We start from the raw sequence: 13623 nt of genomic DNA on the forward strand, positions 1-13623 counted from the left end.
AAAACACCCCGCTCGACTTGCATGTATTAGGCATGCCGCCAGCGTTCGTCCTGAGCCAGGATCAAACTCTCCATTAAAGTCGCGAACACTTTCGCGACCGCGTCTCGATTGCCTGACCCCTAAGGGCAAGAGCAATCGACTAAGCGATCCCTTCGGTCTTCGCTTTAAAAGAAAGCACCATGTGCTCGTTTAAAACGTTGGCGAGAATTTTCATTCTCTATATTCTCTATCACGAACCGCCAAAAGATTTAAAACCTCTTCGCTTATCGCGGGAACTACAATTCTTATTGCCCGGTTGGGGTTTAAGAATTTCGTTCCTGACTCACTTACTGTTCAGTTTTCAAGGAGCAAACCGTGTTTCTCGTTTCTGCCGTTCAGCGTTTCGCTCGAAGCAGCAACTCTTATATATTAGCATGTTCGTTTTCGTTTTGCAAGTCTTTTTTGAAATCTTTTTTTCAGCTTCGTTTGAAGCTTCATTTTCGATCTCATGTTGACCCGCTCACTTGTTCGAACCGCACCGGCGCTCTCTCAAGGCCGTCTACAGACTATACCACGCTCAAAGTTACATAGCAAGCAATTTCTATTTATCAAATTTACTTTGCTACTATATCAGAATATTTACAAGTGTAAACCTATAATCGTTGCTTCCTACTTAGGTTATAATAATAAGAGGATTACAGTGGACAACATAAGAGCGCCTAGTATAGTAATAATCCAATATCGTCCAAATTGAAACGCTTTCATTTTAATCCGTCTTATTTTCTCATATTTTGTTTAAAGGAGGCTCTCATGTTTAGATCCGATCGCTTTATGCGAACCAGCCTACATATCATTTTTGTTTTAATCATTCTATTTTTGCTTACTCAGATTCCCAGCATCATCGCACCGCTCAAAGCCGCTTTCAGTTTAATCTTTTTTCCTATCGTGATGTCGCTTTTTCTTTATTACTTATTTAGGCCTATCATTCGGAAGCTGAACGATTGGCGTATCAAGCGTCCGTGGTCGATTTTAATGCTGTATGCAGTTGCGGTTGGGGTATTTGCAGGTTTTTCAATTTGGGTGTGGCCCATTCTGCGCTCGCAATTTCTGAACTTCAGCGACAACCTCCCTCAACTCGCGCAGAACTTTTCCAGCCAGCTGCAATCGTTGATGCTTAAAGTTCAGGAACAAGAAATTTGGGGAACACGGATTAATGACATAGATGTAGGAATTGATATTCCGCAGCAGCTATCCGGTTATCTTGAAAATGTACTGAATTCAATCAGCAACTCGCTGACGAGCGCGTTGTCCACGGTAGCTTGGGTTTTCCTTGTGATCTCCACAGTTCCCATGATTCTTTACTTTATGCTGAAAGACGACCGTAAAGGATATGCTTTTTTACTCAAAGCGGCTCCTATGAAAATCCGCCCTACTTTCCGGACTATGGCCAAAGACATTGATGCAGCATTAAGCGGATTTATTGTCGGACGTGTTCTGCTTGCGGCTTGCGTAGGCGTTTTTGACTTGATCGGCTTCCTTATTGTAGGCGTTCCGTATCCGCTTCTGCTGGTGTTGTTCATTATTTTGACCGACATGATCCCTTATATCGGCGTATATCTCGGAGCCATTCCTGTTGTGATTGTCGGTTTCATCGATTCTCCGGCTTCTGTGATCTGGATTATTGTCGTCATCGTTCTGGGACAAATGCTGCGCAACAACTTACTATCGCCGATGATTTATGGTTCTGCGTTGGATATCCATCCGCTAACTACGGTGTTTCTGCTCTTAAGCGGAGGTGCGATCGGCGGGTTCATTGCTATTTTGATCGTTATTCCTTCCTATATGGTTGTAAAGATCGTAGCGATTCATCTGTACCGATATTATCGGAGTTCAAAGTTAACGCGTCCGGATCTTCATTAAAAGAGTACGATTACCCTTATCGGGCATATCCGCGCACAAGAAGATCCCGTTCGACCGCGAGGTTCGAACGGGATCTTCTTTATTGCGCATTTGATTCGAACATCAAGTTTTAGCTCTCAATCAACAAGCTTTCCGGATCTTCCAGCAGTTCCTTCACTTTTACAAGGAATCTTACCGCTTCCGAGCCATCAATGATCCGGTGATCGTAAGAGAGGGCGATATACATCATTGGACGATTCTCCATACGCTCTGCATCGATCGCTACCGGGCGTAGTTGAATCTTGTGCATACCGAGAATACCGACTTGAGGCGCGTTCAGGATCGGCGTGGACAACAGTGAACCGAAGACGCCACCGTTTGTGATTGTAAATGTGCCGCCTTGCAGATCGGACAACGCCAATTGGTTATCACGCGCTTTTGTAGCCAGTCCGGCGATCGATTTCTCGATTTCGGCGAAGCCCAGGCGATCCGCGTTACGAACGACCGGAACAACCAGGCCTTCTTTGGCAGATACGGCAATACCGATATCATAGAATTTTTTGTAAACCACTTCATCGCCGTCGATCTCCGCATTAACCGCCGGGAACGCTTTAAGCGCGCCAACGACTGCTTTAGTAAAGAACGACATGAAGCCGAGGTTTACATCGAATTTTTGCTTGAAGTTGTCTTTCCGACGTTTACGTACATCCAGGATCGCGGTCATGTCGACTTCATTGAACGTCGTCAGCATGGCTGCATTATGCTGAGCTTCGACAAGGCGCGTCGCGATCGTCTGGCGGCGGCGTGACATGCGTTGGCGTTCGACCGGCTTCAGAGGGTCGATTGCCGCCGGTGCTTTCGGCGGAGCAGCCGGAGGCTGCGGCGCCGCTTGAGGTTGCGAGGTCGGAGCGCCTTCGGCGAACGATTTGACGTCGCCGGAGTAGACACGACCGATAGGGTCCGCGCTCGGCACGCTGCCGAGCTCGACGCCGCGTTCGCGAGCGAGCTTGCGCGCAGCCGGCGAAGCTTTGGTGCCGGTGTCGCTGCTTTCCGCAGGAGGTGGGCTAACGGCCTCCGCGGCTTTCGGGCTTTCCGGCAGCGAAGCCGACGGAGCCGATGCTTCGGCCGCGGCAGCAGGACTTTCTTCGCCTTTCGGCGCGAAAGCCGTTCCTGTCGTCGAAGACGCGGCGTCTCCGGTACGGATACGGCCGATTACTTCGCCGACTTGAACCGTATCGCCTTCTTGACGCAAACGCGTCTCGATCAAACCGCTGGATTCTGCACTGACTTCCAGATTAACTTTATCCGTTTCCAGCTCCAACAGCACGTCGCCTTGTTGAACAGCGTCGCCTTCCGCTACCGTCCAACGCAGAATCGTGCCTTCGGTAACGGACTCTCCCATTTCCGGTACTTTAATGTCGCTCACGGCGTTACCTCCCCAAACTCATTTGATTTTTTTTCGACGTATTCTGATTCTGGCCAAGGGCCGTCTGAATGATCTTCTGCTGCTCAAAAGTATGGATGTGTTGGTAACCGCTCGCCGGGCTGGAACGCTCCGGTCTGCCCGTGTAGCTCACTTCAACACCTTTCGATGCCACGGATCGAATGTTCGGATCGATGTAGCGCCATGCACCCATGTTATGCGGTTCTTCTTGGACCCAATAAATTTCTTGGAGATTCTCGAAGCGTTCCAGGAACTCGGAAACTTCGCGCGCAGGGAAAGGATAAAGCTGCTCGATTCTCAGAATGTGCAGCCAGCTCCAGTCGGCTTCGGTATCTTTTTCGATCGCGTCTTCCAACTCGACCGCGATCTTGCCGCTGCACATCAGCACGCGAGTCACACGATCCGGAGCGTCGCCCAGTCCCGCTTGTTCGATGGTCGGTTTGAAGCTTCCGTCCGTGAAGTCGGAAGCCGATGAAGCCACGCGCGGATTACGGATCAAGCTCTTCGGCGACATCACCACAAGCGGCTTGGCATCTTCGCGGGTTGTCATCGCCGCTTGTCTACGCAGCAAGTGGAAATACTGCGCCGCGCTGGTCAGGCTCACGACCGTACAGTTGTTTTCTCCGGCCAATTGCAGGTAACGCTCCAATCTTGCACTGGAGTGCTCCGGTCCCTGACCTTCGTAACCGTGCGGCAGCAACATGATCAGACTCGACTTTTGCGCCCACTTGGAGCGTCCCGGCATGACGAACTGGTCAAGCAGAACTTGTCCGGCATTCGCGAAGTCGCCGTACTGCGCTTCCCAAATCACCATCGTCTGCGGCGAATATACATTGTAGCCGTATTCGAAACCGATAACGGAAGCCTCCGACAACGGGCTGTTGTGGATGGCGAACGAAGCGTTGGCTTCAGGCAGCTCATGCAACGGACAATAAGTCTCTCCCGTTTGCGAATCGTGCAGGACCAGGTTGCGGTGCGCGAAAGTCGCGCGTTCCACGTCCTGGCCGCTGATCCGAATCGGGGTTCCGTCCGAAAGGATGGTCGCAAAGGCCAGCGTCTCCGCTTGTCCCCAGTCTACTTTTTCCCCATCGTCGAACGCGTTGGAACGACGCTGCAAAATGCGCTCCAACTTCGGATAGACGTTAAACGTCTCCGGACGCTTCAGCAGATTTTCGTTGATCGAACGAAGCTTGTCCAATTCGACCGACGTTTTCACCGATTCCAAAGGCGTCTCGTCGATGCTGGAAGCGAACGGGAACGGGTTGCTTGCGCCCTGCTTGCCGTTTTTCATCTGTTCGTATTCTTCCTTGAATACAGCCACGATCTTTTCGCGCAGCTCTTCAAGGCCCCGCTCGCCAATCAAACCGCTTTTATGCAATTTTTTTGAAAAAATAGTCGCAGCGGTATCATGGGCTCTGACCTTTTTATAGATCAGCGGTTGGGTCGTTTCCGGATCATCCGTCTCGTTATGACCGTAACGGCGATAGCCGATCAGATCGATAACGAAGTCCTTTTTAAACGTCATGCGATACTCGCAGGCCAGACGAACGGCGGCAATGCAAGCTTCCGGATCGTCGGCATTAACGTGAACAATCGGAATTTCATAGCCTTTCGCCAAATCGCTTGCGTAATGCGTGGAACGGGAATCGCCGCTTTCGGTGGTAAAACCAAGCCGATTGTTGGCAATGATATGTACCGTTCCTCCGTTTTGATAGCCCGGAAGCTGGTTGAAGTTCAGTGTCTCTGCGACAACGCCTTCACCCGGGAAAGCCGCATCGCCGTGTACCAGAATCGACGCCGCGCTATTGGTGTTCTGCTTCGGATAGCCGGGCTGACTGCGGTCTTCTTGTGCCGCACGCGCAAAGCCTTCGACAACCGGATCTACGTATTCCAAGTGACTCGGGTTATTCGCAAGCGTCAGACGCGTTTTGCCTTCATCGCCGATCGCTCTTTTTTCGCCCAAATGGTACTTCACGTCCCCGGTCCAGCCGAAATTGATCCCCATGGAGCCTTCGGAAGGCATCAGGTCTTTGTTCGGCGCATGGTGAAACTCGGAGAAAATTCGACCGTACGGTTTGCCGAGCACGTGCGCCAGCACGTTCAGACGTCCGCGGTGAGCCATGCCCATCAGAACATGTTCCGCTCCCGCTTTGGAAAACCCGCGTACAAGTTCATCCATTACGGGTACCAGCATATCGATCCCTTCAATGGAGAAACGCTTTTGCCCGACGAATGTGCGATGCAGGAATTCCTCGAATTGCTCGACCTGTACGAGGCGTTCCAGCAGTGCCGTACGTTCTTCCGGCGTCAATCCGCCATTAGCCGTTTGCAGCTCGGCACGTTGATTCAGCCAATCGCGTTCTTTTTCGTCATGCACGTGCGAAAATTCGTAAGCGGTCGTTCCGGTGTAAACTTCCCGCAACCTGCGAATCGCGTCCAATCCCGTCACGACGCCTTCCGGCGCTTCTTCCCAAATCAACGATGCCGGAAGCGATGCGAGATCCTGCTCCGACAAACCGACTTCTTTCGGCTCCAGGAACGACACCTGAGGCTGTTCATCCAATCCGATCGGATCGATGTCGGCGGCCAAATGCCCGTAGGTACGGATATTCCATACCAGCTTGCTTGCTGCAACCGCTTTCTTTAATGATTGCGAATCAAGGGCCGTTCCTCCCGATTCGAAAGAAGCCGGGACATTCGAAGCGCGATACTGCGGCGGGGCGCCGAAGCGTTCGAATAACTCCCGATAGGAAGCTTCTACCGATGCCGGATCCTCCTGATATCGCTCATATTGCTCCTGTACGTATCCTAGGTTCGGACCGTAATACTTTTCCCATGGCTCATGCGCGCTCGAAATTTGTTTCGTCATCGCTGCCACCCTCCGTCTTGTGTTTGCAAAAGCCGATTCCAGTTGAGTAGTTTTTTACAAATTGGTGAACAAAGCGTTTACTTCTCGATTGTACCCCTTTTTGCTAGCGAGTTCAATTTATTCGGCACGTTACTTGCTAAATTTTTAACTGACCTTACAGCCACGTGTAAGCGTTCGCTTTTCCCAGATTGGATCGACGCTGCGGTCACTCGTGAAACCGCCCGGTCGATTCCTTTTTTTTACAATTCGAAAAGAGTTTCGCCCTGCTTTATTTCTTCGTCTTCGAGTTTTTGCTTTTCTTGCTGTTTCCGGCCTCTTTATCCCGTTCATCGTACAGTTCGGGCAGAAGGTTTTGCAATTCGGGAACCGGAGGCGGAAATTCAAGATCAAGCTTTTCCAAAGTATCCACCGCTATACGAAGCACAGCCAGATCACGCATCGCTCGATCGTCGGCAGGCACGACGTGCCATGGCAGATCGGAGCTCGCGCATTCGGTCAAAACATCTTCGTAGCAGGCCTGGTATTTGTCCCAGTGCTTGCGTTCTGCCAGATCGCTGGGATCGAACTTCCAGTTTTTGTTCGGATTTTCGATACGGGCAATCAACTTATCCAATTGGAAGCCTTTCGAAATATGCAAAAAGATTTTAACGACGACGATCCCGTTTTCCGTCAGCATGTTCTCGAAATCGTTAATTTGCGCGAAACGCTTCTTTGCTTTCTTATCCTCGATGGTACCGTGAACGCGAGAAATGAGTACATCTTCATAGTAGGAACGATTGAATGCCGCAATATAGCCGCGTCCCGGGACATGCCGATGCGCACGCCAAAGATAATCATGCTCCATTTCTTCGTCCGTCGGCGCTTTGAAGCTATGCGTAAGCACGCCTTGCGGATTCACTTCGGAAAAGACATGGTTGATCGTTCCGTCTTTCCCGCTGCAATCCATCCCTTGAAAAACAAACAGCACCGCATGGCTCCGGGAAGCGAACAGTTTTTCTTGCAGGTGTTCCAGTTTGCGGTTCAGTTTCTTCTTTCGGTGAGCGATTTCGGTCTCATCAGGCCGGTCTTCCGTAGGATAAGCAGTAGCGATCTGATCCAGGCGAACCTTTTCTCCGGTGCATAGCTGCGTCTTTATCTTCATTGGTTTATGTCACTCCTTCGCAAGGATCCGTTGTAACAAGTACGTTGACTGCGTTCGATTCATAAATTTAAGGCGGTCAACGTACACAGGTAGCATACTCCTTTTATCAATACCCGTTTTTAGGCATTTTGCCGCCATGTTTACAAACAAAGATGCGAAGAACAGAAAAAGAGCATCGGATTTTCAAAGCATCGTTTCAAAAAAAAGCCCCGTGGTAATAATTGCTCAGATCGTTATCAAGGATTATACAAAAAGTGGAAAACGAAAATTATAGAGAAGGAGATCCGGTCATGTTCTTAAAACGAAATTGCCTCTGTGGTTCTTGCTTCCAGACTTTTGAATGTACCGGAGCCTTCAGCCCCGACAGCGACCGCTATATCAAAGGTGCTGTAGCGTGGATGAAGATCGTCGCCCGAGAACCGGGACGTTTGCTTATGGAAGGTCATACTTTATGCACGTATTGTTCGAACCCGCATCAATTTCTGGTCGAATACGATTGCGTAAAAGATCAATATAATGAAGCTTCCGATTTGAACCCGAGTCAGCCGTTCATCCCTCACTCTTCTGAAAGAACCCAATCAAGGCGTCCAAGCCCTTCATTCGGATTTTGACGGATGCGCGCAACTCCAAGCCAATAAATACGGGCAAGTAAAAAAACGGACTCAACGTTCGTTTTTTTATTGAATTGTTTGCATATTTATTCTATTCATTGTATATTTAATTAAACAAAATTTGAAGAGCCCCATGCCTGCCTGACACTTGTCAACAACGGCGAAAGGCCTTACGCATACAAACAAGCGCAGCCCAGGGAGGGAACGACGATGAAAGCCAGATTAATATTGGAAGACGGGACATTATTCACGGGAATTTCATTCGGCAGCGATAAACAGATGACCGGTGAAGTCGTCTTTAATACAGGGATTACAGGTTACCAGGAGGTCCTATCCGACCCTTCTTATTGCGGGCAAATCGTGACGATGACTCAACCGCTAATCGGGAACTACGGAATTAACCGCGAGGACTTTGAAGCCATTCGCCCTTGGATTCATGGGTTTGCGGTACGTCGTCACGAGACGGCACCCAGCAATTGGCGTTCCGAATACGACCTCGGTACCTTATTGAAGGAATACGATATTCCGGGCATTTCCGATATCGACACGCGGATGTTGACTCGCCGTTTGCGGAACAGGGGGACGCTGCGAGGACTGATCACGACGGGATCGGCCAGCACGGAAGAACTGTTGGAACAGTTGAAGGCTACCGCGACGCTACATGATCAGGTGAACCAAGTATCGACGCCGCGCGCCTATCGTGTGCCGGGCAACAAACAACGCGTCGTGGTCATCGATTATGGCAGCAAATCGGGCATTGTGCGCGAATTAGGCGATCGGGGTTGTGACGTGATCGTTGTCCCCCATACATCGAGCGCTGAAGAAATTAATCGTCATAATCCGGACGGAGTGCTGCTATCCAATGGTCCTGGAGATCCAAAAGACGTACCGCAAGCGATCCAGACCGTTCGCGAGCTGATCGGTCAGCTTCCGTTATTCGGCATTTGTTTGGGTCATCAATTATTCGCTCTGGCTTCAGGCGCGGATACGACGAAACTCAAATTCGGTCATCGCGGTTCGAATCATCCGGTCAAGGAAGTAGCTTCAGGACGTTGCCTGATCACTTCGCAAAACCATAGCTATTCCGTATTGGAAGAAACTTTAGACGATACGGATCTTGAAATTACGCATATCAATAACAATGACGGAAGCGTAGAAGGACTTAAACATAAGAGCGCTCCTGCTTTTTCCGTACAGTTCCATCCTGAAGCCGCACCAGGACCTACGGACAGCAATCGCCTGTTTGACGAGTTCTTGCAAATGATTGATGAATTCAAAGCAAGTCGCGCACCCTTTGTCTCCTCGACGACGAAGTCGCGAGAAGCCGCTTCCATGACAGGTGCACGCACGGTTGCTTCCCATCAACAGGCAAAACGCCAAGAAGCGGACGTCGCGACTCCTCCTATGGAGAAAGTGCTCGCTCCGTCCGCGTTTTGACTCAAGATTTAGAATTATTCTTCATGTAACCAAGTCTTATCGCGCCGTTCCTTACGTTGGTCCCGTTTGCCGTTTCCGGCACTGCGACCTGCAGCGGAACGGCTTTTTTCTTTGCGTTCCAGAAAAGCCAGCTCACGCTGCGTTTTGCGATAGCTGCTTAGACGACCGGAATCCAGCTCCCCGTCCTCCATCGCCTCCCTGACGGCACATCCTTCTTCACGGTTATGCGTGCAGTCGCGGAAACGGCAATTGCCGGCCAGCTTTTCAATATCCGAGAACGCACCTGACATTCCGTCCTCTTCGCCTTCCCAAAGCTGAAGTTCGCGCATTCCGGGGGTATCGATCAATACGCCTCCGCCCGGAATCTCGAACATCTGACGGTGAGTCGTCGTATGCCGCCCGCGGCTGTCGTCCTCGCGAATGTCGCTTGTACGTTGTACGCGTCCTCCCGCGAGGTAGTTGGTCAATGTAGACTTGCCGCATCCCGACGTTCCCGCCAATGCGCAGCTGCGTCCGCCCGCAAAGTATCCCGCTACTTGCTCCATTCCTTCGCCGGTCTGCGCACTGACAATATGAACCGGAACACCGGGAGCCGCCAGCGACACTTCGGACAAGGCTTGTAAACGGAACGATTCATCGCACAGGTCTGCTTTGCTTAAAAGGATGACAGGCTGCGTTCCCGCATTCCAGGCCATGATCAGATACCGCTCAAGGCGACGAACATTCAAATCATAATTCAGCGAAGCAACCAAAAACAACGTATCGACATTCGTGGCAATGATTTGTTCCCGAACCGGATTTCCGGCCGCTTTGCGCGAAATTTTGCTGCGGCGAGGCAAAACGCCATGAATGCGCGCCCGACGCTCTCCCGGTAAACATTCAGCCGCCAACCAATCTCCGACAGCCGGAAGTTCCGCGCCGTGCTCCGTCAAATGGCGCATTTTCCCGCTGGTTTCCGCCGTGTATTCACCTGCTGCCGTCGCCACTTTGAACTGCTGCCCGAAGTCGGCCGTCATACGAACGGGAGTCAGGCCTGCGGCTTCGAATCCGGCGGCCATCCATGCTTCCTGCCAAGACGAATCCCAACCGTATGCTTCCGGAAAAAGGAGCTCTCCGGTCGTTTTTACAACTAAAATTTCTGTTTGCTGCATGTCTTGCGTGTTGGTACGACTGTTCGTTATTTCGTTACTGTTCTTCATAGTTTTATTCATGATTCCTCCGAATTTATGGGATTTGGGTTGTATTCAAAATGACTCAACGACTCTCTCCCCATTCCAATCCATCCGGCAAACCACGCAAAAAAGCCGGGGAGAGAACTCTCCCCGGCTGCCTGAGCCCGCGCAAAAATCCGCAACAGGCAGCATCGGTCAGCATATACGCTGCGAAGCGCCCATGTTCGAACTCTTGATAAACAAGATTAAGAACGCGTGCAATCCGTCCGTATCACTGATCTTGGAGAGAGCTTGCGACCTCTAATAACAATCGAATGTAAAGTTCCCATAGCTCATCTCTCCCTTCATCAGTATTTGCCACTCATTCTAGCGGAGCGTAAAATAGATTGTCAAGGCTTTTTTCTCAAGACCCAAACAAGCTTTATAGCAGGCTTGTTGGACGAAGCGACCGCTTTGCGCGATAATAAACAGGAGCGCCGTCCGCGCGACGCAGGCAGCGACAATTGCAGCTTACACATACAATCAAGGGGGAACCAGCAGCCATCATGGAAAAAGAAGACGTTCTGATTATCGGAGCAGGACCTTGCGGACTATCCGCCGCAATCGAGTGCGGCCGCCGCGGGTTGTCTGTACGGATTATCGAAAAACATAATGTGGTCCACTCGATTTATCTGTATCCGACGAATATGCAATTTTTCAGCACGGCCGAACTGCTCGAAATCGGCGATGTGCCTTTTACTTCGCCGAATGAAAAGCCGTTTCGTCATGAAGCGTTGGCTTACTACCGCAAAGTGGCGGATCGTTACGATTTGCGAATTTCCTCTTACGAGGAAGCGCTGGCGATCAAGCCTCAGGAAGACGGAAGTTTCAAAGTGGAGACGCGCGACCGCGCAGGCAACGAACGCGAATATGCCGCCGGCAGCGTTGTCGTTTCCACCGGCTATTTCGACCATCCGAACGAGCTCGGCATTCCCGGAGAGGAAAAAGACAAAGTCACTCACTATTTCCGCGAAGCGCACCCGTATGCGGGCATGAACGTGGCGATCGTCGGAGGCAGCAACTCCGCCGTCGATGCCGCGCTGGAGCTGATCCGCGTCGGAGCCAAAATCGATATGATCTATCGCCGGACCGAAATTTCCCGGCATATCAAGCCTTGGGTGCGTCCGCTGTTCGAAGGAATGATCGCCAAAGGCAAGATTACGCTGCATCTCGGCTCGAAGCTGACCGAAATCGGCGAAGATTACGTCGTTGTGCAAGGACCCGAGACCGAATCGCGCATTCACAACGACTTCGTGCTTGCCATGACCGGCTTCCGTCCGGATCGCAAGCTGCTGACGGAAGCCGGGGCTCAAATGTCGGATGATCTGGATAAGCCCGTATTTGATGCGGAAACGATGGAAACGGGCGTGCCGGGTCTGTACGTAGCGGGCGTCATCGCTTCCGGCCGCAATGCCAACGAGGTGTTTATCGAGAGCGGACGCCTGCACGGCGGGTTGATCGCCGATCATATCGCCAAGCGGGCAAATGCGCAGGAAAACTCCGCAAAAGGCTGATTTCGCCGTCCGCTTGTGCTATACTTCCCACATACAGGATTTGGCCGGGCTGATTGCAAAAGGGTTGCCAGGCCGCTAGGAGGACCGCTATTTATGTCTCAACGTTTTGTCATTGAAGCCGTTATGGTCGCCATCTACGGGCAATTGCTCTCGGCGAACCGTCCGGTCGAATATATCGTTCCGTACACGACCGTACTGGAACTTTACGAATTCGAAGAAGGTGCGGAGCCGCTGATGAACGAGCCGGGCGACGACCAACACGTCAAAGAAAAAGTAAAAGAACTGATCGCTTACTTCGAGGAACCGCTGAACAAGAAAAAAATTCAGAAGGCACTTACGATTCCTTGGGCGAAAAGCGCGCCGATCTTGCTGGGCGACCAGATTAAACTCAGCGTAATCAACGCCGTCGATAATGCGCATTACGGCGAACTGTTCGATCCGATCGAAACGGAAGTCCTGCTTTCTTCGCTTAAGGAAGAAGCGCCCGTTCTGACCGACCAGCTTGAAATGATCCAACGGATCATTTCAGCCGCGGTACCTATTCAAGTTTTCGATATCGACGACTTCGAATTTGCACTGGAAGGCACGGCGCATCTGTAACCGACCGGACTCTGCGCAAAAAAAGACGAACGACCGAATATATCGGTTCGTTCGTCTTTTTTTGTTCTTACTCCTGCTCGTAAGCGTACAAGATATCGTCATGCTCCGGCAAATACGTCACGTTCAAACGGTAACCGTCGAGATACCAGAGATCCTTTTCCTCCATGTAAAACGTGATGCCTTCCGACGACTGCGTCAGCCCCGGACTGCTTGGCGTCTCGGTCGCAATCCCGAGCGAAAATCCCGGATGAATGTCGCTAGTGTTACTGTATCTGGCATAAAAGCGAATATAATCACCCGATTGCAGACCCAGCTCTTTCTTATACCAGTCTGCGGCTTGCTGCGTGACATTGAGACTCATATTGGGTTCCCTCCTTCGCGCGATAGCGGGACGGTTCAGACGCGTCCCTTTTCCCTATTCATCATACCGCAGAAAAGTTCCTCCTACAAATCAAAATGCTTGCTTTCAACCTTTTTTCATTACGTTTTCTTGGTGGCGACTCCTGTTCGCGTTCATTCACGTTCACATTTCGTTCACAATCTAAAACTTTTTCGTTGACTTTTTCTGAGAGGCGGTGCTAAAATCGGGAGCATACGAGATCATTTTGCGATCATCAAAATTAGGAAGGAGTGAATTCGATGTCTACGTTCAAGGAAAGCTTTGCCGTTCGCACTCAAGATGTTTATCGTCCGCTGCGCGCCCTTTCCCAACTTCATATCGATGAAGCTTCCGTCCGTTGTCTTCCGGCACGCAATTCCTGATCGTTCGCGATTCGGGTTCTGCCCCGCAAGGCCAAAAAAATGCGACGATTGGTTTTGTCCTATCGTCCGCTATATGAATCGTTTTTAAAGCATATCGCGCACCGCGATATGCTTTTTTTGCGGTTTTTCGCAAATTTGATTGGTAAATCTATCGTA

10 protein-coding genes and 1 rRNA gene are annotated in these 13623 nt (G+C 50.8%); 5 read left to right on the forward strand and 6 right to left on the reverse strand.

Going from position 1 to position 13623, the window contains the following annotated elements:
- A 16S ribosomal RNA gene (locus tag HRQ63_RS05895) occupies positions 1-77 on the reverse strand; the annotation flags it as partial.
- A 712-nt stretch (positions 78-789) separates the two neighbouring features.
- On the opposite strand from HRQ63_RS05895, the gene HRQ63_RS05900 reads away from it, so the two are divergent.
- Positions 790-1899, forward strand: coding sequence for an AI-2E family transporter (locus HRQ63_RS05900; RefSeq protein WP_172240672.1), 1110 nt, complete (start codon positions 790-792; stop codon positions 1897-1899).
- A gap of 109 nt (positions 1900-2008) precedes the next feature.
- Here the strand turns inward: HRQ63_RS05900 and odhB are convergent, their stop codons facing one another.
- The 3 genes from odhB to HRQ63_RS05915 form a co-directional block, all read right to left on the reverse strand.
- Positions 2009-3304 carry a 2-oxoglutarate dehydrogenase complex dihydrolipoyllysine-residue succinyltransferase gene (odhB, locus tag HRQ63_RS05905; RefSeq protein WP_172240675.1) on the reverse strand — a complete coding sequence of 432 codons (1296 nt, stop codon included), beginning with the start codon at positions 3302-3304 and terminating at the stop codon, positions 2009-2011.
- Positions 3305-3308: 4 nt separating this feature from the next.
- Positions 3309-6191 (reverse strand): 2-oxoglutarate dehydrogenase E1 component, encoded by a 2883-nt coding sequence (locus tag HRQ63_RS05910; RefSeq protein ID WP_172240678.1) that lies wholly within the window; start codon positions 6189-6191, stop codon positions 3309-3311.
- 268 nt (positions 6192-6459) lie between these two features.
- Positions 6460-7332, reverse strand: a complete 873-nt coding sequence (locus tag HRQ63_RS05915; RefSeq protein WP_172240681.1) for a PPK2 family polyphosphate kinase — start codon at positions 7330-7332, stop codon at positions 6460-6462.
- Positions 7333-8153: 821 nt separating this feature from the next.
- Between HRQ63_RS05915 and HRQ63_RS05920 the strand changes: the two genes are divergently transcribed.
- The gene (locus HRQ63_RS05920; protein ID WP_172240684.1) at positions 8154-9380 is read left to right on the forward strand and encodes a carbamoyl phosphate synthase small subunit; all 1227 of its coding nucleotides are present in this window, start codon (positions 8154-8156) and stop codon (positions 9378-9380) included.
- Between the two features lie 14 nt (positions 9381-9394).
- On the opposite strand, the gene rsgA is transcribed toward HRQ63_RS05920, so the two are convergent.
- Complete coding sequence (rsgA, locus tag HRQ63_RS05925) at positions 9395-10438, reverse strand: ribosome small subunit-dependent GTPase A (RefSeq protein WP_371873240.1); 1044 nt, start codon at positions 10436-10438, stop codon at positions 9395-9397.
- A gap of 659 nt (positions 10439-11097) precedes the next feature.
- On the opposite strand from rsgA, the gene HRQ63_RS05930 reads away from it, so the two are divergent.
- A complete protein-coding gene (locus tag HRQ63_RS05930) occupies positions 11098-12105 on the forward strand; it encodes a YpdA family putative bacillithiol disulfide reductase (RefSeq protein WP_172240687.1) in 1008 nt (335 codons plus the stop codon).
- Positions 12106-12198: 93 nt separating this feature from the next.
- Positions 12199-12705, forward strand: a complete 507-nt coding sequence (locus HRQ63_RS05935; RefSeq protein ID WP_037282165.1) for a hypothetical protein — start codon at positions 12199-12201, stop codon at positions 12703-12705.
- A gap of 67 nt (positions 12706-12772) precedes the next feature.
- Here HRQ63_RS05935 and HRQ63_RS05940 read toward each other — a convergent pair whose 3' ends face one another.
- Positions 12773-13066: a HesB/YadR/YfhF family protein gene (locus tag HRQ63_RS05940; protein ID WP_172240690.1), complete on the reverse strand. Its 294-nt coding sequence runs from the start codon at positions 13064-13066 to the stop codon at positions 12773-12775.
- 278 nt (positions 13067-13344) lie between these two features.
- On the opposite strand from HRQ63_RS05940, the gene HRQ63_RS26150 reads away from it, so the two are divergent.
- Positions 13345-13467 carry a hypothetical protein gene (locus HRQ63_RS26150; protein ID WP_268239487.1) on the forward strand — a complete coding sequence of 41 codons (123 nt, stop codon included), beginning with the start codon at positions 13345-13347 and terminating at the stop codon, positions 13465-13467.
- Positions 13468-13623 lie beyond the last annotated feature (156 nt).

This window comes from Saccharibacillus endophyticus (genome assembly GCF_013185185.1).
Taxonomy (GTDB): domain Bacteria; phylum Bacillota; class Bacilli; order Paenibacillales; family Paenibacillaceae; genus Saccharibacillus; species Saccharibacillus endophyticus.